At 71.0% G+C, this 21,338-nt stretch carries 15 protein-coding genes; 14 read left to right on the plus strand and 1 reads right to left on the minus strand.

Annotated features, from left to right (window positions below):
• Positions 1–249: 249 nt before the first annotated feature.
• Positions 250–900: a hypothetical protein gene (locus ABD212_RS00950; RefSeq protein WP_344090258.1), complete on the plus strand. Its 651-nt coding sequence runs from the start codon at positions 250–252 to the stop codon at positions 898–900.
• A 24-nt stretch (positions 901–924) separates the two neighbouring features.
• Here the strand turns inward: ABD212_RS00950 and ABD212_RS00955 are convergent, their stop codons facing one another.
• The gene (locus ABD212_RS00955; protein ID WP_344090260.1) at positions 925–1,515 is read right to left on the minus strand and encodes a DUF3558 domain-containing protein; all 591 of its coding nucleotides are present in this window, start codon (positions 1,513–1,515) and stop codon (positions 925–927) included.
• Positions 1,516–1,653: 138 nt separating this feature from the next.
• Between ABD212_RS00955 and ABD212_RS00960 the strand changes: the two genes are divergently transcribed.
• The 13 genes from ABD212_RS00960 to fusA all read left to right on the plus strand — a co-directional run bounded on the left by ABD212_RS00960 (position 1,654) and on the right by fusA (position 21,313).
• Positions 1,654–2,607, plus strand: a complete 954-nt coding sequence (locus ABD212_RS00960) for an ABC transporter (RefSeq protein ID WP_344090262.1) — start codon at positions 1,654–1,656, stop codon at positions 2,605–2,607.
• Positions 2,608–3,132: a hypothetical protein gene (locus ABD212_RS00965; RefSeq protein WP_344090264.1), complete on the plus strand. Its 525-nt coding sequence runs from the start codon at positions 2,608–2,610 to the stop codon at positions 3,130–3,132. It begins immediately after the preceding gene.
• Between the two features lie 72 nt (positions 3,133–3,204).
• Complete coding sequence (locus ABD212_RS00970; protein WP_344090266.1) at positions 3,205–3,861, plus strand: spermidine/putrescine ABC transporter substrate-binding protein; 657 nt, start codon at positions 3,205–3,207, stop codon at positions 3,859–3,861.
• Between the two features lie 136 nt (positions 3,862–3,997).
• A complete protein-coding gene (locus ABD212_RS00975; RefSeq protein ID WP_344090268.1) occupies positions 3,998–5,128 on the plus strand; it encodes a serine/threonine-protein kinase in 1,131 nt (376 codons plus the stop codon).
• Positions 5,128–11,106, plus strand: a complete 5,979-nt coding sequence (locus tag ABD212_RS00980) for an Ig-like domain-containing protein (RefSeq protein ID WP_344090270.1) — start codon at positions 5,128–5,130, stop codon at positions 11,104–11,106. Before ABD212_RS00975 ends, ABD212_RS00980 begins: the two co-directional genes overlap by 1 nt.
• 47 nt (positions 11,107–11,153) lie before the next feature.
• Positions 11,154–12,119: an AAA family ATPase gene (locus tag ABD212_RS00985; RefSeq protein WP_344090272.1), complete on the plus strand. Its 966-nt coding sequence runs from the start codon at positions 11,154–11,156 to the stop codon at positions 12,117–12,119.
• Positions 12,116–13,489, plus strand: a complete 1,374-nt coding sequence (locus tag ABD212_RS00990) for a DUF58 domain-containing protein (RefSeq protein ID WP_344090275.1) — start codon at positions 12,116–12,118, stop codon at positions 13,487–13,489. Before ABD212_RS00985 ends, ABD212_RS00990 begins: the two co-directional genes overlap by 4 nt.
• A 32-nt stretch (positions 13,490–13,521) precedes the next feature.
• Positions 13,522–15,996 (plus strand): transglutaminaseTgpA domain-containing protein, encoded by a 2,475-nt coding sequence (locus tag ABD212_RS00995; RefSeq protein ID WP_344090278.1) that lies wholly within the window; start codon positions 13,522–13,524, stop codon positions 15,994–15,996.
• A complete protein-coding gene (locus tag ABD212_RS01000; RefSeq protein WP_344090280.1) occupies positions 15,993–17,429 on the plus strand; it encodes a DUF5684 domain-containing protein in 1,437 nt (478 codons plus the stop codon). The genes ABD212_RS00995 and ABD212_RS01000 overlap by 4 nt, the downstream gene beginning before the upstream one ends.
• The gene (locus ABD212_RS01005) at positions 17,426–17,890 is read left to right on the plus strand and encodes a hypothetical protein (RefSeq protein WP_344090282.1); all 465 of its coding nucleotides are present in this window, start codon (positions 17,426–17,428) and stop codon (positions 17,888–17,890) included. Before ABD212_RS01000 ends, ABD212_RS01005 begins: the two co-directional genes overlap by 4 nt.
• A 323-nt stretch (positions 17,891–18,213) precedes the next feature.
• Positions 18,214–18,582: a 30S ribosomal protein S12 gene (rpsL, locus tag ABD212_RS01010; protein WP_018171438.1), complete on the plus strand. Its 369-nt coding sequence runs from the start codon at positions 18,214–18,216 to the stop codon at positions 18,580–18,582.
• 5 nt (positions 18,583–18,587) lie between these two features.
• Complete coding sequence (gene rpsG / locus ABD212_RS01015; protein ID WP_344060058.1) at positions 18,588–19,058, plus strand: 30S ribosomal protein S7; 471 nt, start codon at positions 18,588–18,590, stop codon at positions 19,056–19,058.
• A gap of 140 nt (positions 19,059–19,198) precedes the next feature.
• On the plus strand, positions 19,199–21,313 hold the full coding sequence (gene fusA, locus ABD212_RS01020) for an elongation factor G (RefSeq protein ID WP_344090284.1): 2,115 nt from the start codon (positions 19,199–19,201) through the stop codon (positions 21,311–21,313).
• Positions 21,314–21,338 lie beyond the last annotated feature (25 nt).

Raw genomic sequence — 21,338 nt, forward strand, 5'->3', positions numbered from 1 at the left:
GCGTCGCACGAAGGGCCCCGGTTCGCCGGGGCCCTTCGTCGTGCCCGGCGCATGCGGTCCCCGGTCCGACCACTCCGGGTTCGGGGCGCCGTCTTTCCGCTGGGGCGCGCAAGGTCCGCCCCGACGGACAGGACGCGCCCCGAACCCGGGAAAGATGGGGAACACCGGCCCGGGTGCGGGATGCCGCGGCCCAGCGCGCCGCAGGGGGGCACCGGCATCCGCGATCTACCGTTGAGGGGGAGGCGGGTGATGGCGCGGATCGGGGGTCGCAGCAACTGGATCGCCGTGCCCGCGGGGATGCTGTGCGCCGCCGTTGTGGCAGGTCTGGTGTGGCTCGCGCTGCCGATGTTCCCGGTCACGGTCGCCTGGGTCGGCGACACGCTGCGCGCCGCATCGGCGCCCCGGCCGACCTCGGTCGCAGCCCCGACCCCCGCGGATCGCGCAGCCGCGGCAAAGCCTCTTGACTGCAGGGCGCTGTATCCCGACAGCCTGTGGTCCGAGCTCACGTGGCGCGGCGGGGTGCTGCTCACCCAGACCGCAGGGCCTCCCGCCACCGCCGTCGCGTCCCTGGCCGACGCGCTCGAGCCGAGTTCGCGGGTGACGTGCGCGTGGCGGCTCCAGGGTGGCGGTGGGATCGTCACGACCCTCGCAGCCGTTCCGGAGGATGCCGCGACGATCGCCGACGCCGCGCTGCGCGGGCAGGGGTTCACGTGCACCATGACCGGGGGCGTGGTGCAGTGCATCCGCGTCCGCGGGGTGGTGATCGAGGAGCACACGGTTCGCGGCGGGCTGTGGCTGTCGAGCATGGAGACGGCGTGGCACCCGAGCGATTACGGCGTGCGCGTCGCAGCCCAGGTCTGGAACCCGGCACCGGGGTATTCCTCCGCAGCAGGTCACTGACCGCAGGGGCCGGGTTCGGCGGCCTCAGCCGAAGACGCTGGCGATGATCGCGGCCGTGTAACCGCTCGGCGCCAGGTTCGAGAAGCGAGTGTCGATGAGGATGTCGTCCCGCCAGAACACCGTCCGCCCGTCGGTCACGGGGTAGTCCTTGTCCTTCCAGGTCGCCTCGCAGCGCGTGCCGCCGTCGGGCGTGTAACAGGTGAACTTGTGCTCGCCGTCGAGGCCGTTGAGCAGCTCGAGGGCGGGTCCGCGCGACATGACGCTGATCGTGGTCATCAGCTTCGTCGTGTCGGCGGCCGGGTCGGCCCAGATGCACACCAGGCTGCCGTCCTCTTGAACGCCCGACGGACCGACGGCGGGATCGTTGAGCGGGATGCCGTCGAGTTCGGCCAGCACCCGATCGGTCAGGATCGCCCGGCAGTCCGTCGGCAGCAGAGCATGCGCCGCCGGCGTCGCGCCGGGGCTGCGGGTGGCGATCGGGGTCGGCGACGGGGTCGTCGCGCTCGGGGTGACCGAGGGCGTGGCGGTGGGCTCGGGAGCGCACGCCGCGAGCGCGGTGAGCGCGATGGCGACGGATGCCGCGGCAGCGGCGATGCGGACGCCTCGATGTGACATGCGCCCACCTTAACGGCGAGTGCGGGCTCGCCACCGCGGCGCGCCCCGGGAATCCATGCGGCACGCCTCCACGAGGTCGGCCGGAGCGCGGGTTACCCTCGCAGTGCGGGGACGTGCCCTGCGTGAGGAGTGCATCCGATGAGTGACACCACGTCGTCCTACGGCGAACCCGTCGAGGAGCCCGCCGTCCCCGACGATGTCGTCGGGCACGCCGAGGCGGGGCTCGCGGATGCCGAGGCTGCCAGACGCGTCGCACCAGGCGACGGGATCGTCGCGGGTGAGCCCGACCAGAAGGAGCCTGTCGTGGAAGAGCCCGTCGAGGCCGCATCCGTTCCCGTGGACGGCGCGGCGGAGGTCACCACCGCCGCAGACTACGAGGCCGCGTATCGCGACACCTCCGACGAGACGCCTGTCGCCACGACGGCGGAGCCCGTCGTGGGCACCCCCGTCGTCACGACCGCCGAGCCCCTCGCCGAGACCCCTGTGGCGGCGGCGGCACCCGTCGTCGCGACGGCGCCTGCCGTGCAGCCGATCTTCGTCCAGGCGCCCGAGGCGCCTCGGCCGCGGGGCAACCGCGCCGCTGCCGGCGCGATCGGGATCGTCGCAGCCCTCGCGTTCGCCGTCCTCTATCTGGCCGCATGGCTCGGGTTCGATGCGCTCTCCGGCAAGGTCACGCTCGACAACGCCGGCGGGGCCCTCGTCAGCGCCCTCGGCACCTGGTCGCTCTGGGTGACGGTTGTCGTCTTCTTCCTCGCCTTCTGGCTGCTGGGCGCCATCATCAACCGCGGTCGCTGGGGAGCCTGGGTGGTCTTCGGCCTGCTCGTCGGCTTCGCGTCGTACGGCGGGCACCTGCTCGGTCAGCTCTTCCAGGCGCCGTTCTGGATGCTCACGGCCACTCAGGCGGAGCAGCTGATCCAGGCTCAGCTGTACACTCCGCTCGCCATCGCCGCGTTCATCATCGGTCGCGAACTCACCATCTGGTTCGGCGCATGGGCGGCGGCGCGTGGTCGCCGCGTGACCGAGCTGAACGTCGAGGCGCAGCGAGAGTACGAGCGCACGCTCGAGGCGGGCCCGCAGCTCGTCCGTCAGTAGGTGACCGCGCGCCCGGGGCAAGGCGGCGGCACCGTCCGCCCGCTCACGGCGCTCGCCTTCGCGACGGCGACCTTCGTCGCGCTTCTGATCTTCGGGCTCGGCATGGTGAGCCTCGCCCTCGGCGAGGACGTCATAGCGACGTCCGGACTCGGGCAGGCACCCGGCATCGTCGCGACCGTCTTCGCCACGATCGCCTTCGCGATCGGGCTCTGGCTGGCAGTTCGGTCGCATCGATCCGCCGCCGCATCCGAGGGCGACTCTCCTCGCTTGTCGCCGTCGTACTGGGGCGCCGCATGGACCACAGCGGCATGCTTCCTCGCGTACGTCGGCGGGCTGTTCGTCGGGGCGGTGACGACCGGGGCGGACCTCGCGGCCGCCGCGGCCGCCGCAGGCCGGATCGCGACCACCTGGTTCGGGGTGGTCGTCGCGGCCGCGGCGCTCGTCTCGGCATGGGGCGGGATCGCCCTGGTGCGCACCCGGGCCAGCCGCCCGCGCTGGCCCTGGGAGGACGAATTCGACGAATAGGACCGGAATCCCGAGTATCCTGCCGTCCCGGCATGCGGGTGCGAGGGTGCGTGCGGTACTACCGTTGTGCTCGTGGAGCGATCGCTCGAGACCCAGGTGAGCCAGGCGGTGGATGCCTGGCTCACCTGGCTGCCGCGTTGGGAGCCGTCCACCCATCGGGGCCGGGTCGCTCCGTGCCGCCGATGCTTCGGATCTCCGGTGCTCTCGGCCGCCGGCCTCGGCGCTGACGTGCCGCACGGCGTGCAGCACGGACTCTCGACCCGCGTCAAGACGATCGTCGACCGCTCCGTCGCCGAATACACCGCGCTGAACCTTCCGATGCTCCAGGCCGAGCTCGACCAGCAGGCGGCGCGCAACCGTGCCCGCAGCTATCGCCCGACCGAGGGGCTGGAACCGGAGTTCGAGGGGCTCCCGCTGGATCCCGACCCGGTGCCCGGCGCTCCGTTCCTGTTCACGATCTCAGGACTGGCTGAAGCGGCGGATGCCGACATCCCGGCACTGCCGCCGTTGACCGACGAGGCGAAGGCGGCGCTTCGTCAGGAGGTCGGACTCGCCGACGACTACGCCAACATGGTCGGCCGTGAAGTCTGCACGATCCTGCTGCACCATCGACTGCGCATCCAGGCCGCCATCGGCGAGTACGTGGAGCCTCAGATCGAGGCGATGCTCGAGGAGCTGACCCGCTCTCTGGATGTGCCGTTCGACCCTCACGATCCACCCGCCGGCTGAGCCGGCCCGACACACCTTTCCAGCCTCCGACGGCACACGGCGCCGTCCAAGGCTGGTTTGTTAGCATGACCGAGTTTGCGGGCGCCGCCGCGCGCCAACCGCCGCACCACGGCGGATCGACCCTGGGGGAGGTACGGTGACCACTCGCCTTCCCTCGGCGCCCCCGATCCTCCCCGGCCTCGCATACATCCGGCCGCTCGGCTCGGGCGGCTTCGCCGATGTCTTCCTCTACGAGCAGGACATGCCGCGGCGCAACGTGGCCGTGAAGGTCATGCCGAGCGACGTGCGGGATCCGGATCTGCGGAGGATGTTCAACGCCGAGGCCGATGTCCTCGCTCACCTGTCGGCCCACCCCGCCATCGTCACCGTGTACCAGGCGGGCATCTCGGCGGACGGACGGCCGTACATCGTCATGGAGTACTGCCCCGGCTCGCTCGCGCAGCGCTACCGCATCGAGCGCATCCCGGTGGAAGAAGTGCTCACCGTGGGCGTGCGAATGGCGAGCGCCCTGGAGTCCGCGCACCGTGCCGGACTGGTCCACCGCGACGTCAAGCCCAGCAACATCCTCATCACGACCTTCGGAACTCCGGTGCTCGCCGACTTCGGCATCTCGTCGTCGCTGGCCCGTGCGACCGCCGACGAAGTGCTCGCGATGTCCATCCCCTGGAGCGCGCCGGAGGTGATCGCCGAAGAGACCGCCGGCACCATCTCGAGCGAGGTCTGGAGCCTCGGCGCCACCGTCTACTCGCTCCTCGCCGGACGCAGCCCGTTCGAGCGGCGCGACCGCGGGCAGAACACCAAGGAGCAGCTGCGCCGTCGCATCGCGCGCGCGAGCTACACCGCCATCCCGCGGACGGATGTGCCGGAGTCGCTGCAGACCGTGCTGGCGACGGCGATGAGCCGCGACCCCTCGCGGCGGTGGGCGTCGGCGCGCGAGTTCGCCGAAGCGCTCCAGCGGGTCCAGACCGAGCTCGGTCTGGCGGCGACGCCGGTCGAGATCCCCGATGACGAGTGGTCCGCGGCATCCGGTGCGGTCGATTTCGGCGATACCGCGCTGCGCGGTCCCACCCGCTCCCGCGTGGACCACGAGGATCGGCGCAAGACGCGCGGCGAGTCGGGCATCGCCGCGCTCGTCCGCGACGAGGACACCGACTTCACCACGCCGGCGCGATCGCGCGGGCCGGTGTGGATGATCGCCGCCGTGTCCGCCGCGGTCGTGGCGATCGCCGCGGTGCTGGCGGCGCTCTTCGCGACGGGTGTGCTCTGATGCGGCCTCGGACGATCGCCGCAGTCTCGGCCGCCGTCGTCTTTGCGCTCGTGATCGGCGTGAGCATCCTCTGGCCCGGGCTCGACGCCCAGGAGACGCCGGGGGTCGACACCGGCGTGTGGGCGCTGCAGACGGGTGACGGACGCCGCTACGCGCGGGTCAACACCGCCGTCGGCGAGCTGGACACGGTCCGCAGCATCAGCAACCCCGACCGGGTGGTGCAGTCGCGGGATGCCGTGTACCTCTTCAGTGACAGCTTCAGCAAGGTCACCCGCATCGATGAGGCCGCGCCGGCGGACCTGGACGAGCAGGCGCTGCGCGCATCGCAGTCGACCCCCGCCGGCACGACCGACGTCGCCACGGCCGGCGACTACGTCGCCTACCGCACCGACTCTGGCGCCGTGTTCGCCGGTCTGCTGGACGGCGGTCCCGCCACCCAGCTCGATCCGTTCCCCTCCGGCGATGAGAACGCACGGCAGTACACGGCGGACGCGATCGCGGTCGACAGCCGCGGCATGCTGTTCAGCTACTCGCGCGCCGACGGATCCGTCCTGAGGTACGACATCCGCGCCTCGACCGTGCGTGGGCGCGATCCCGTCGATGTCGGCGATGCGCTGTCGACGCCCGCCATCACCGCGGCGGGCGACACCTGGGCGCTGGTCGACACGGACGACGGGGACGTGTGGCTTCGAGGGGCGGATGCCGTCTCCCACGCGCCGACCACGGGACCCATCGTGGTCGGCGAGCCCGACCCCGCGGGGAAGGACGTCTACGTCGCCGACCAGACCGTTCTGGTGCGCATCGCGGTCGACGGGTCGGGCATCGACATCGTCACCGGCACCGGGACGACCGAGCTCGGAGCGCCTGCGCAGCCGATCGTGCACGACGGGGTCGTGTACGCCGCGTGGCTCGGTCAGGGCAGGGGCGGCGGGGTGCTCTGGAGCTCGCGCGACGGTCCGTCGTCGCTCGGCTACGCGAACGGCGAACTGCAGGACGATCGGCGCCCGGTGTTCGTCGCGAGCGACACGGCCCTCATCCTGAACGACACCAGATCGGGATGGGCGTGGGCGATCCCCAGCGGTGCGCTCATCGCCTCGAGCCAGAACTGGTCGCTCGACGACAGGGTCAACAGCGATGCGGTGCAGAGCGACGAGCAGCTCGCCGTGGTCATCGACCCCAAGCCGCCGGTCGCCGAGCCCGACGAGTTCGGGGTGCGCGCGGGCAGCCTCGTGAGCCTGCCCGTGCTGATGAACGACCACGACCCGAACAAGGACGTGCTGAGCATCGATCCCGCGTCGGTCACCGGCCTCGACCCCGGATTCGGCACGGCGTCGATCACCGACGACGGGCAGCGCATCACGGTGCGGGTCGCTCCCGGCGCGCACGGCTCGGCGTCTCTCGGCTACGCCGTGTCGGACGGCACCGCCGAGGGCGGCCTGATGTCGCCGCCCACGTCGGTGACGCTGACAGTCGCGGATCCGGCGGTCGACTCGGCGCCGAAGTGGTGCGGCGTGAAAGGCTGCCTCGTCCCGTGGCCAGAGCCCGAGGTCGCCCGTGGCGGCACGGTCACGGTGCCGGTGCTGCCAGGATGGGTCGATCCCGAGGGCGACCCGCTGCTGCTGCTCTCGGTGCAGAACATGTCCGGCGTCGGGAGCGTCGCCGCGACGCCGGGCGGCGAGGTCGTTTACCAGCACAGCGACAGCGGCGGGAGCGGCGAAGAGGTCATCGAGCTGATGGTGACCATCGCCGACACGACCGGTCGGACCGTCCGCAAGCCACTCGTCGTCCGGGTCTCGCCGCACCCGCAGCTCACCGTCCAGTCGTTCGCGACGATCGACACGCTCGACGCCGGGATCACGGTCGATGTCGCACCGCACGTCACCGGGACGAGCGGCAGGATGTCGCTCGCATCTGTGCGCGTGCTCGACAGGGCCGCGGCGACGGCGACCATCGTCGACGGAACGACCACGTTCGACTTCGCGGCATCCAGACCCGGCACCTTCCGTGTCGACTTCACCGTGACCGACGGCACCAGCGACGCCACCGGCACCGCCCGCATCACCATCCTCCCGCCGGACGCGCCGCCGCAGCTCGCGACGGCTCCGGTCGTCGCGTTCGTCCATCCTCAGGAGGATGCGACGCTCGACGTCTTCGCGGTGGTCTCCAACCCGACTCGCCGCGTGCTGCTGCTCAGCGACGTGGTCGCGGTCCCGGATGCCGGCGCCTCGCTCTCGGTGGACGCGGTCGGTCAGAGCAACCTGCGCGTGTCGGGGACAACGGCCTCGGGCGGGCCCGGGCGGCTGGGCACCGTCTCGTACGTTGTCAGCGACGGCACCGAGGATCGTGGTGCGCGGGTCGAGGGCGAAGCGACCGTCTACCTGCTGCCGCCGGCACCCGAACTCGCCCCGATCGCCGTCGACGACACCGTCGTGGTGCGCGCCGGAGCGCAGATCGACATCCCCGTCCTCGACAACGACCTCTCCCCGGCCGGCGGGCGGCCGACGCTCAACCCCGCGGCGGTCCGGTCATCCAGCAAGGACGCCCTCGCCTTCGCGTCAGGGGATCTGCTGCGCTATCTCGCGCCCAGCAAGCCCGGCGATTACGGCATCGACTACTCGGTGTTCACGACAGGCACGCCGTCCCTCGCCGACACGGCTACGGTGCACGTACGGGTGCTGGGGCAGGACGCCAACCGCGCACCGGCGCCCGAGACGCTCGAGGGCCGCGTGCTGAGCGGGCAGTCCACCGTCATCGAATTCGACGGGTTCGGGATGGATCCGGACGGCGACGTCGTGACCCTCGACCGCGTCGTCACCCAGCCGCAGCGCGGGTCGGCCACGATCTCGGCCGACGGCACCTCGCTCGTGTATGCCAGCGTGCCCGGCGACCACGGCCAGGTCTCGTTCCGGTACCGGGTCGTCGACTCGTTCGGCGCGACGGGCGAGGGGACGGTGCGCATCGGCGTCCTCGACGGGGAGGCCAACCCCAGCCCGATCACCTTCACCGACTACGTCCAGGTGCAGGCCGGCGCGGGCAGCTCCATCCGGGTGAGCCCGCTGTCCAACGACGTCGACCCGACAGGCGGCGCGCTGCGGATCACCGCGGTGAGCCCGGACTTGCCGCAGACTCTCGCCGACGGCACCGTCAACGACGAGTACACCCGGCTCGACCGCCGGATCGCGTCCACGGACGATACGACCGTCGTCGTGGACGCCGGGACCGAGCCCGGCACGATGTCGTACCTGTACGACGTGGAATCGAGCTCCGGCAACACCGGTCGCGGCCTCATCGTCGTGAAGGTCGTCCGCGAAGCGGTGCCCGACTACCCTGTCGTCGCCGACACGGTGCTGACCGCCGAGACGCGCGAAGAGTTCCCGCACGGGATCGACGTGCTCGCAGGCAAAGCCACCTGGTCGGGCGGGGACGTCTCCGATCTCAAAGTGTCGCTGTGGGGCGAACCGGACGGGGTCTCCGTCGACGGCACGTCGCTAAGAGGCCCGCTCCCCGCCCAGACGCGCATCATCCCCTTCGCCGTTACCGGGGAGGGGCCTTCGGGCAAGGTGAAGACCTACGCGTTCCTGCGGGTTCCCGGCGACGACGATCTCGCCCTCGCCATGCGCTCGGGGGCCAAGCCTCAGCGGGTGACCGAGCTCGAGTCCGTCTCGTTCGACATGGCGGATCTCGTGGCGATGCCGCGCGGGACCAGGCTGGAGGTCGGCAGCGACATCCGCGCATCGGGCGCTCGTCCCGACGCCTCCTGCGTGGTCGAGTCCGGCACCACCGTGCGCTACGACTCCGGAGCCGGTGCACCGTGGGTGGATGCGTGCCAGGTGCCGGTGCGGCTCGCAGGCCAGCATGACTGGACCTACCTGTCGGTGCCGATCCTGGTGCGAGCGCTCGACCCGCAGCCGCAGCTGCGTGCCGGGTCGATGACGGTCGGGCCGGGGGAGACGGCGACATTCGATCTCCGCGACATGACGACTTGGCAGCTGCGCGACGACTGGGCCGGGATCCGGTATGCCGTGGACTACTCGGGCTCGGCGTTCGACGTCTCACTGGACGGCTCCGTCGTCACCGTGACGGGTGCCGACAGAGCCGTGCCCGGCACCGAAGAGGCCGCGATGGTCTCGGTCACCAGCCACAGCGGGGTGGCGCCGGTGCGGCTGATCCTGCGTGTCGGCTCGGCGCCCTCGACCCTGCCCCAGGGCGGATCACTCACGCAGCAGTGCAGCCAGGCGGCAGGATCCTCGTGTTCGATTCCCGTCATCGGGGCGCCGGGCGAGGTGAACCCGCTTCCGCGAACGCCGCTGGAGGTGTTCGAAGTGCGTCCCGCAGGCCAGTGCACGGGCGTGACCTTCACCGTCGGGTCTGCGAAATCCGTCGTCGCGACCTGGACGGAGGACGCGCCCGGCGCGACCTGCTCCGCGACCTTCTCCGTGCGCGACGCGCAGGGACGCCGTACGAACGCGGAGCGCGACGGCACGCTGCTGCTCGATCTGCTCGGCTATCCGCAGGCTCCCGCGAGCGTCGCCGAGACCGCGTACGCCGACGGCACGCTCACCCTGCGCGTCGACCCCGGAGACGCCCGGCTCGCCTACCCGGCACTGAGCGGATTCGTGATCCGCTCGAGAGGAGCCGTGGTGGCGCGGTGCGCTGCCGACGGCACCTGCCCGGTCATCGCGGCGCCGAACGGCGAGCCCCGCACGTACGAGGCTTTCTCCGAGAACGCCGTGGGCCAGTCGCGCACCGGCGTCAGCACCGTGGCATGGGCCTACAACCCGCCGAAAGTGCCGTCCTCGGTCCAGGCGCAGCCGGTCGTCACGACCGGGGAAGGCGGCGTCGTCGCGCTGTCGATCGACGGGATCGATCCCGACGAGACCGGCAGCCTCGAGATCACGAGCGCGACGGGCGAGACCGTACGGGTGCCCGTCGGAGCCGGACAGACCAGCCTGCAGGTCCCGTCTTACCGCGTCGGGACGAACTCGGCGACACCCGTCACAGTGAGGCCGCTGTCGAGGTTCGAGGTGCCGCCGGGGATCGGCGGGGGACCGACCGGAGGGGTCGTCACCGTGTCGGCCAACGGGATCGGTGCGCCGACGGACGTGAAGCTCGTGCTGACGTCCGCGTCCAACGGCGACGGCACGTCGACGGTGACGGCTCATGCCGACGCCCGCTCGGGCGGCGACGGCTCCACGCTGGAGTACGGGATCGTGCGCGAAGGCGCGCGCTGCGACACGCGCGTGGGTGGCGGGGACGCCACGTTCTCGGGGCTGCCGGACGGCGAGGAGTATCGGTTCACAGCCTGCGCCGAGTCGTGGTACGCCGGCAGCTCGTTCGGCCGGGCGACCGCCACGGCGTCGGTGCGCGCCCAGCAGACGGGCAGAGCCCCGACCGGCTGGACCTTCGCCGTGGACGGCACGCCCAGCGTCTCGAGTTCCCGCGCGGAGTGGATCATCCGCGACGACCCGACCTCGGGCGAGCGGGTCCCCAACAAGAACCGTGTCGAGTTCTCGGGATGGGGGCCGTCCACGACCGTGTTCGACCGGGATCCCGGCATCCAGGTCCGCTACGTGCATCGCGTCTGGGGCACGGCCACGCCGTGGGCGGCGGTCGTCCCGCGCGCCGGCAGCGCGCCCTACCAGGTGCAGGCGCGGTGGTCGGCGCAGAGCTGCGTCGGCGGTTCGGATCTGGCGCTGCGAGCGGACTCGACCAATGGCCTCGCGAGCATCACGTTCGACAGCGCCGGGCTCCACTACTTCGACGCGGCTGGAGTCGAGCTGCCCCACACGGTCGGCACCTGGACGGTGCCGGTCGGCACGGCGCGCGTCGACGGCATCTCGGTCTCGGTGGACTGGTCGGCGCAGGGCTGGGGGCTGTCGCCCGCGACCGCGACCTTCTCGGCGACCTGCGAGCCGAATCTGCCCCCGCAGCCGTCTCCGACCGTCCCGCAGCCGACTCCGACCGCCGTGCAGCCATGACCCGCCCCGCCGGACCCACGACACCCGTCACAGCTAAGGAAAGCCCGATGACCATCACGCAGGAGCAGGCGACCTGGTTCGCGCAGACGTTCGGCCGGCTCGCCGACAACGTCGAGCGCGCTGTCCTGGGCAAGCGCCATGTGGTGGAGCTCGTCCTCACCGCCATGCTGAGCGACGGCCACGTGCTGCTCGAGGACGTGCCCGGCACCGGCAAGACCTCGCTCGCCCGCGCGATGGCGCAATCGGTGCAGGGCACGAACACCCGCATCCAGTTCACGCCCGATCTTCTGCCCAGCGACATCACCGGCGTCAGCGTGTACGACCAGAAGGAGGGCGTCTTCGAGTTCCACGCGGGCCCGATCTTCGCCAACATCGTGCTCGCCGACGAGATCAACCGGGCGAGCCCGAAGACGCAGTCCGCGCTCCTCGAGGTGATGGAGGAGGGCTTCGTCACGATCGACGGCGTCTCGCGTGCAGTCGGCGTGCCGTTCCTCGTGCTGGCGACGCAGAACCCCATCGAGCAGGCGGGAACCTACCGTCTCCCCGAGGCGCAGCTGGATCGATTCATGATGCGCACCTCGCTCGGATACCCCGACCACGCCTCCACCGTCCGGATCCTCGACGGCGCCGCCGTGCCCACCGCGGACCTGAGCCCGATCATCACCCCCGAGGCCCTCATCGGCATGGCGGACCTCGCCGCCCAGGTCTACGTCGACGCGCTCGTGCTCGACTATGTGGCGCGTCTGGTCGACAGCACGCGGTCGGCTGACGAGGTGCGGCTCGGCGTCAGCATCCGCGGCGCACTCGCACTGACGCACGCGGCGCGCACCCGCGCGGCCTCGCTCGGCCGCACGTACGCGACGCCGGACGACGTGAAGTCCCTCGCCACCGCCGTGCTCTCGCACCGGCTGATCCTGAATCCCGAGGCGGAGTTCGACGGGGTGTCGCAGGAGGCCGTCATCGGACAGGTCCTGCTGGATGTCGCACCGCCGAGTCGCCGCGAGGTCGTATGAGCCTCACCGACTCCCGACTCACCCGCACCTCGGCTGCGACCGGCCCGGATGCCCTCACGCAGGTCACCGCGACCGCGGTCACGTCCGCGCGCCGCGACCGCGCCCTGGTCCGCGGGGTCGTGTGGTGGGCGGGGGTATGGCGTGCCTGGCGGGCTGCGCTCGCCGCAGCCGCGGCCTGGAGTGCACGCACGGTGCGGCCCGCGGGGGTCCTGGTCGCCCTCGCGGCGACGGTCGGGCTCGCGGTCGGTGTCGTGTTCGGCTGGGTGGAGTGGATGGTCGCCGGATCGGCATCCCTCCTGCTGCTGGCGGCCAGCGTCCCGTTCCTGTTCGGCGCGCGCTCGTACGACGTGGAGCTGTCCCTCGCGCACGAGCGCGTGGTCGCCGGCGACGGCGTGACCGGCGAGATCGTGGTCCGCAATCACGGCCGGCGCATCGCGCTGCCCGGGCGCATCGATCTTCCGGTGGGCCGGGGCCTGGTGGAGTTCGGCGTCCCGCTGCTGCGGCCGGCGCACACCGTCGCGCAGCCCCTGGTCATCCCCGCCCTCGCCCGCGGCGTCGTCGCGGTGGGGCCGGCCACGACGGTCAGGAGCGATCCGATCGGCCTCCTGCGTCGAGAGCACGCCTTCGCCGACGTGCACCAGGTGTACGTGCATCCTCGCACGACGGTGCTGCCGTCCACGAGCGCCGGGATGATCCGCGACCTGGAGGGCAGTCCGACACGCCGCCTCGTCGACTCCGACATGTCGTTCCACGCGATCCGCGAGTACACGGCGGGGGACTCCCGCCGGCAGATCCACTGGAAGTCGACCGCGAAGACCGGGCGGCTCATGGTGCGCCAGTACGAGGAGTCCCGACGATCCCGTATGGCGGTCGTGCTCGCGGTCGCCGAGGCGGAGTACTCGGATGCCGACGAGTTCGAGCTCGCGGTGTCCTGCGCGGCATCATTGGGCCTTCGGGCGGTGCGCGACGCCCGGGATGTCGCCATCGTGACCGGATCCGAGATTCCTCGCGTCGTGCGCGGCCGGCTCCGAGCGATCACGAACCTCCCCTCGGGCTCGCCCCGGCCCATGCTCGACGCCTTCAGCGGCGTCGACCGGCTCGAGAACACCATGCCCGTCGCGGAGGTGTGCCGCCTCACCGCAGAGTCGGGCGACCGTCTGTCGATAGCATTCCTCGTCGTCGGCTCGCGGGTGCCTCTCACCCGCCTGCGGCAGGCCGCCCTCACCTTCGCCGTCGACACGACGGTGGTCGCCGTGATCTGCGACGAGCACGCGCATCCGCGCATGCAGACGCTCGCCGGACTCACGGTGCTCACCGTGGGCACCATCGACGATCTGTCGGGCCTTCTGGTGCGGGGGGCCACCGGATGAGCGCGCGGGATGCCGGCACGCAGAGTTCCCCGGTGCCGCGGATCGTGCCGCGAGTGGTCGCGGGGTCGCTCTACAGCGCATTCGTCGTGGTGCTCGCCGCCGTCGCAGCGTGGCCCGTCTACCAGTACTGGTCGCTCGTCGTGCTGGTCGCGGTCAGCGCAGCCCTAGCCACCGCGATCGCCGTCGTCGCCCGGCGTCGCCGCTGGCCCGGCTGGCTGACGGCCGGCGTGGTCGCAGCGGCGTTCCTCGTGGCCGGGGTGCCGCTCGCGGTGCCGTCGCGCGTGGGGGCGCCCGCCGACATCCTCCGAGGGGTCGGCGAGCTCACCACAGGCGTGCTGCTGGCGTGGAAGGATCTCGTCACGGTCGACCTGCCCGTCGGGTCGTACCGAAATCTGCTGGTTCCGGCTCTGGTGGTCTTCCTGGCCGGCACGTGCGCGATGCTCCTGCTGTCGTGGCGGCGCGACGCGTTCGCATACGCTGCCGCACCCGTCGGGATCGCGATGGTCTCGTTCGGCCTGTTCTTCGGCCGCACCACGGTCAGCGACGACTGGACGGTCGGACCGATCACGCTGTACGCCCCGGTGGAGACCGCGCTCGGCCTCGCGACGCTGCTCACGAGCCTGCTGTGGCTCGCGTGGCGCACGCACGAGGAACGCTTCCGTGCCCTCCAGCGGGCCGCGGCGTTCAGCGGGGTCCGGGTGTCGCGACGGCCGTCGACCGCGGATCGCCGACGCACCGCGCTCGGCGCCGGGATGATCGCGGTGGCGCTCGTCGTCGTGGTCGCGCTGGTTCCCGCCGTGGCGCGGGGCGCGCAGCGCGACGTGCTCCGCGCGGCCGTGGGGCCCGAGGTCGATCTCGCGGCCGCGGTGAGCCCGCTCGCGGAGTACCGCGCGCTGTTCGCCGACGCACGCGCCGATGACGTGCTGTTCACCGTCGCGTCCCAGGGGGTCCTTCCCGAGCGCGTCCGCCTGGCGACCCTCGACTCCTATGACGGCGAGACCTACCGCAGCGGCGGGTCCGACTCGCAGGAGGCCGGCCGCTTCGTTCGAGTCCCCTCGGAGCTCGACGCGGGTCCGGGCGCGCCGGTGGAGGCGCAGGTCACGATCGAGGGTCTGAACGGCATCTGGATGCCGACCGCCGGCCGGCTGTCGTCGGTCGACTTCATCGGGGCCCGGGCGTCGTCCCTCGCCGATCGCTTCTTCTACAGCGCCGCCGCGTCGGCGGGCGTCGAGACGGCGGGCAGCGGGCTCGAGCGGGGCGACTCCTACATCCTGCACGGTGTGGAGCCGGCTCGCGTCGACCTGTCGGCGATCGACGCACCCGGCGAGGTGAGCAAAGGCGTCGCCGCACCCGAGAGCCTGCGGACCTGGGTCAAGAAGCACGTGACGGGCTCCGGCGGCGGAGCCCTCGCCGGTCTGGTCTCGCTGCTGCGTGAGCGGGGCTACCTGAGCCACGGACTTCCGTCTGCCGGCAAGCCCGCGCTCTGGACGCAGTCGCTGCCGGGCTACCGGTTCCAGCCCAGCGCCTCCGGACACTCCCTGGCGCGCATCGACGCCCTGTTCACACGCCTTCTCGAGCGTGAGACGGATCCGCGGGCCGCGGCATCCGGGAACTATGTCGCCGCCGTCGGAGACGACGAGCAGTTCGCCGTCGCAGTGGCCATGATCGCCCGGGAGCTCGGATTCCCGGCCCGCGTGGTCGTCGGCGCCCGCCTCACCGCCTCGGACCCGGACCTGCCCACGTGCCGGAACGGGGCGTGCCGGGCGCAGGATCTCGCGGTGTGGACCGAAGTGGAGTCTTCCGAGGGGGAGTGGATCCCGGTCGACGTCACGCCGCAGTACGCGCAGTCGCCGAGCCTGGAGGTCACCCGGCAGCGCGACCCCGAGAACGTCACCGAGGTGCGACCCGACTCGGTGCAGGCGGTGGTGCCGCCGCAGCCGGTGCAGGACGATTCCGGCGCCGACACGCCGCCCGACCAGCCGGCGGGAGTCGACCTCGCCTGGCTCTGGCCGGTGCTGCGCACGGCCGCCATCGTGCTGCTGATCGCCGTGCTGGCGCTCGGTCCGTTCCTGGTCGTGATCGGCGCGAAGGCGGTGAGGCGCCGGGCGCGCCGCCGCAAGGGCGATCCCGTCGTGCGGATCGCGGGGGGCTGGGAGGAGTACGTGGATGCCGCCGTCGACGCGGGTCGCGATGCACCGCGAGCGAGCACCCGGCCGGAGCTCGCCGACGACCTCGCCACACCCTCTGCCGCCGAGCTCGCCGTGGTCGCCGATCAGGCCGTGTTCTCGGGCGCATCGCTCGCGAACGAGGACGCCGTGGCATTCTGGCGGATCGTGGACGACGAGCGCCGCCGGTTCGCACGGGATCGCGGACTCTGGCGAAGGCTCGCCGCGACCGTATCGTTGAGATCGTTCATCCGTCACGTGGCGCCCGACCCGGGTGCCCGCAAGCGCTTCGCCGAGAGGGGGAAGCGCCGGGCCACCGAGCCCGTGCGCCTCACACCATGACAGCCACCGATGGTTCCACGTACTTCGCTGTCACGACGCTCGCCGTCGTGGGATTCGTCGTGTTCTACGTCTGGCTCGCGCTCGGACTTACGGCGGTCTTCCGCAAGTCGGGCGAGGAGCCCTGGCGAGCCTGGGTGCCGGTGCTGAATCTCGTCGTGCTCCTGCGGCTGGGCGGCCTGTCGGGCTGGCTGCTGCTGCTCGCGCTGATCCCGTTCGCCGGCCTCATCGCGGTGTGGGTCGCCGTGGTGATCGCCTGCCACCGCATCGGCGCGGCATTCGGATTCGGACCCGGGATGACGGTGCTCGCCGCCCTCCTGCTGCCGGTGTGGGCATCGGTCATCGGCTTCGGAGCCAGCCGCTGGGTCGGCGCGGAGGCACCGGTCGGCACGCGACGCACGTCGGCCGAAACGGACGACGGCCTGGCGTTCCTCGCCGGGATCACCGATCAGGCCGGATATGCGCCGAAGCCCCCGTCCGCGGGCCCATCGCGGGCTTACGCGGCCGGCGACGTCGCCTCGCCGCCGCCGAAGCCCCCGCTTCCCGCCGCGTCCACCACGGGCTGGGTGCCTCCGCCTCCGCCCCCGCCCCTTCCGGCTCCCGCGATCCCGACCGTCTCGGCTGCGGCATCCGCCTCTCCGCCTGTGCCGCCGAGGCCGTCGTACACATCCTCGGCGCAGCGGTGGGAGGGACTTCACCCCGCCGACGAGCTGACCGGCGAAGTGACCGGCGCCGTCCCCGGTGCGCCGAGCCCCATCTCGGCGATCCCTGTGGCCCCTGACTACGCCGACGAGGAGGTGGCCGCGGGTCCGCTGGGTGCGGGACCCCGCAGGGGAGCGCAGGCACCTGCCGCCGATCCTCCTGTCACCCACGTCCCGGCGCCGGCGCCGGCGCCGGCGGCGCAGCCCGCCGAGCCGTGGGCGCCGATGCGATCGCCGATGGCCGAGCCGGGGGCGTTCGCCGAGACCTCCGGACCCGTGTCCGCGATCGTGGGAGCACCGGATGCCGGATCCCCGCGTTCGGCGCGCGGCTCGGTCTCGGCGCTGCACTCGCGGCCCGAGATCCCCGAGGAGGCGATCGAGCAGACGGTGATCACCAGCCGGCGCCGCACCGCCTGGTCGCTCGTGCCTCCTTCCGGCGAGGCGATCCCGCTGAGCACCGAGGTGGTGATCCTCGGACGCCGCCCCGTCGCGGATCCCGAGTTCCCGGGCGCGCAGCTCATCGCGATCCAGGACGGCACCGTCTCGAAGACGCACGCACGTCTCGAGCTCCGTGACGACGCGTGGTACATCACCGACCTCGACTCGACCAACGGAGTGCTGTTCGCGACTCTCATGGGCACCGAGGTCGAGGCCACTCCCGGCGTCGCGGTCGAGGCGGGCGACAGCTTCCTGCTCGGGGATGCCGAGGTCCGGCTGCAGCGGAGCGATGGGTGACGGACGCATCCGACGCCACTGAGCGGATCACCCGCACCGACGGCGTCGACGAGTCCACGACCCCCCGACGGTCTGCGCCCGACGACCGCGATCATGCCGAGGGCTTCGCCGCGGATCTCACCGACGACGGCTCGACCGTCATCGCGCGACGCGAGTCGCGTCGCCGCCAGGGGCGGGCCGAGGCCCCCCGACCGACCGCAGCCGCTCCGCAATCGGCAGCGGCTGCGCGGGCCGCTGCCGCGCCCACGCGCGCGGTCTCGGCGGTGAGGCCTCCCGCACCCGTCGTCGTGCCGCGCACGACCCCCGTCGCCCGCACTCCCCAAGCCGTGGTCGACACGGCCGCCGAGGACGCGGCCCGGAGGCGGCGCAGCCGCCGTCTCGCCCTGCTCGTGCTGGTCGCGGCATCCATCGTCATCGTCGTCGCCGGAGCGGCGCTGATCGTGCTGCTGGCAATCGGCTGAGGCGACTCGGGCTCGTTTGACCACCCCTCCACCCGTCGCGTATCATTGACCGCGTGTGCGCTCGCGCGCGCCCTCTGACGTGCCTCGGCAATCGGCAGGGTGGCGAGCACCACATCTCAGGGAACGATCTGCGAACAGATCACCCCCACGGCATATCCACCACACAACGGCGCGACACCATCATGTCTCGCCGGTGGATGAATGTGAGCCCGCAGCGTCACGAATCGCAAGATCCGGATGCCGCGGGGGAGACACGACCGCTGTCACCGTGCAGCACCTGTGCGGAACCCCACAGAACCGCGCAGCACAACATAGGAGAGAACGTGCCAACCATTCAGCAGTTGGTTCGCAAGGGTCGCTCGCCCAAGGTCTCGAAGACCAAGGCACCGGCGCTCAAGGCGAACCCGCAGCAGGCGGGTGTCTGCACCCGTGTGTACACGACCACACCGAAGAAGCCGAACTCGGCGATGCGCAAGGTCGCCCGTGTCAAGCTCCGCAACGGCACCGAGGTCACCGCGTACATCCCCGGCGAGGGCCACAACCTGCAGGAGCACTCGCTCGTGCTGGTGCGCGGCGGCCGTGTGAAGGACCTTCCCGGTGTCCGCTACAAGATCGTCCGCGGCGCGCTCGACACGCAGGCCGTCAAGAACCGTAAGCAGGCTCGCAGCCGCTACGGCGCGAAGAAGGGTTAAGGAACATGCCTCGTAAGGGACCCGCCCCGAAGCGCCCCGTCGTCAACGACCCGGTCTACGGCGCACCGATCGTCAGCCAGCTCGTGAACAAGATCCTCGTCGACGGCAAGAAGTCGCTCGCCGAGTCGATCGTGTACACCGCCCTCAAGGGTGTCGAGTCGAAGAACGGCCAGGACGCCGTCGTCACCCTCAAGAAGGCGCTCGACAACGTGCGCCCCACCCTCGAGGTCAAGAGCCGTCGCGTCGGCGGCTCGACCTACCAGGTGCCGGTCGAGGTCAAGCCTCACCGCGCCAACACGCTGGCACTCCGCTGGCTCGTGAGCTATGCGAAGGGCCGTCGCGAGAAGACGATGACCGAGCGTCTGCAGAACGAGATCCTGGATGCCTCGAACGGCCTGGGTGCCGCGGTCAAGCGCCGCGAGGACACCCACAAGATGGCCGAGTCGAACCGCGCCTTCGCGCACTACCGCTGGTAAGCCGTTCCGTCTCGCGGCGATGCCGCTCGCTCAACGACCGCATTCCAAACGGTCGTTGAGCGAGCGAAGCGAGTCGAAACGCAGAGCGAAGCGAGACGGAACGCCTGAAACCGCTCCAAAACCACAAGTAAGGACACCCCGTGGCACAAGAAGTGCTCACCGACCTCAACAAGGTCCGAAACATCGGCATCATGGCGCACATCGATGCCGGCAAGACGACGACGACCGAGCGCATCCTGTTCTACACGGGCACCAACCACAAGATCGGTGAGACGCACGACGGCGCCGCCACCACCGACTGGATGGAGCAGGAGCAGGAGCGCGGCATCACGATCACGTCGGCCGCCGTCACCTGCTTCTGGAACAAGAATCAGATCAACATCATCGACACCCCCGGCCACGTGGACTTCACGGTCGAGGTCGAGCGCTCGCTGCGCGTCCTCGACGGCGCGGTCGCCGTGTTCGACGGCAAGGAGGGCGTCGAGCCCCAGTCCGAGACGGTGTGGCGCCAGGCCGACAAGTACGACGTCCCGCGCATCTGCTTCGTCAACAAGATGGACAAGCTGGGCGCCGACTTCTACTTCACGGTCGACACCATCGTCAACCGACTGAAGGCCAAGCCGCTCGTCCTGCAGCTGCCGATCGGCATCGAGAACGACTTCGTCGGCGTGGTCGACCTCATCGAGATGCGCGCACTGGTCTGGCCCGGCGACGCCAAGGGCGACGTGACCATGGGCGCCAAGTACGAGATCCAGGAGATCCCGGCCGACATGGCCGAGAAGGCCGCCGAGTACCGCGAGATGCTGCTCGAGGCCGTCGCCGAGACCGACGAGCACCTGCTCGAGAAGCACTTCGGCGGCGAGGGCCTGACGGTCGCCGAGATCAAGGGCGCGATCCGCAAGCTCACGATCAACAGCGAGGTCTACCCCGTCCTGTGCGGCTCGGCGTTCAAGAACCGCGGCGTGCAGCCGATGCTCGACGCCGTCATCGACTTCCTGCCATCGCCCCTCGACGTGCCCGCCATCGAGGCGCACGACCCGAAGAACGAAGAGATCGTCATCCCGCGCCACGCCGACCGCGAGGAGCCCTTCACGGCGCTCGCGTTCAAGATCGTAACGCACCCCTTCTTCGGCCGCCTCACCTACATCCGCGTGTACTCCGGCCACCTGGACTCGGGTGGGCAGGTCGTGAACTCGACCAAGTCCAAGAAGGAGCGCATCGGGAAGATCTTCCAGATGTACGCCAACAAGGAGAACCCGGTCGACTCGGTCACCGCCGGCCACATCTACGCGGTCATCGGCCTCAAGGACACCACGACGGGCGACACCCTCTCGGACGCGAACCACCAGGTCGTGCTCGAGTCGATGACGTTCCCCGAGCCGGTCATCGAGGTCGCGATCGAGCCCAAGACCAAGGCCGACCAGGAGAAGCTGGGTCTCGCGATCCAGAAGCTCGCCGAGGAGGACCCGACGTTCCGCGTCGAGCAGAACTCCGAGACCGGCCAGACCGTCATCAAGGGCATGGGCGAGCTGCACCTCGACATCCTCGTGGACCGCATGAAGCGCGAGTTCCGCGTCGAGGCGAACGTCGGCAAGCCCCAGGTCGCGTACCGCGAGACGATCCGCAAGGCCGTCGAGCGCCACGACTACACGCACAAGAAGCAGACCGGTGGGTCGGGCCAGTTCGCGAAGATCCAGTTCGCGATCGAGCCGCTCGAGGTGACGCCCGACACGACGTACGAATTCGAGAACAAGGTCAGCGGTGGCCGCATCCCGCGCGAGTACATCCCTTCGGTCAACGTCGGCTTCCAGGACGCGATGAACGTCGGCGTGCTCGCCGGCTACCCGATGGTCGGCGTCAAGGCGATCCTGCTCGACGGTGCGGCGCACGACGTCGACTCGTCCGAGATGGCGTTCAAGATCGCGGGCTCGATGGGCTTCAAGGAGGCCGTCCGCAAGGCGAACCCCGTGATCCTCGAGCCCATCATGGGCGTCGAGGTGCGTACTCCCGAGGAGTACATGGGCGACGTCATCGGCGACCTGAACTCGCGTCGCGGCCAGATCCAGTCGATGGAGGATGCCGCCGGCGTCAAGGTCGTCCGGGCCCTCGTGCCGCTGTCCGAGATGTTCGGCTACATCGGCGACCTGCGCTCGAAGACCTCGGGCCGCGCGGTCTACTCGATGGAATTCGACAGCTACGCCGAGGTTCCTCGCAACGTGGCCGACGAGATCGTCCAGAAGAACAAGGGCGAGTGATCGCCCCGGATGCCGGGGGCCAATG

This window comes from Microbacterium deminutum (assembly GCF_039530205.1).
GTDB lineage: Bacteria > Actinomycetota > Actinomycetes > Actinomycetales > Microbacteriaceae > Microbacterium > Microbacterium deminutum.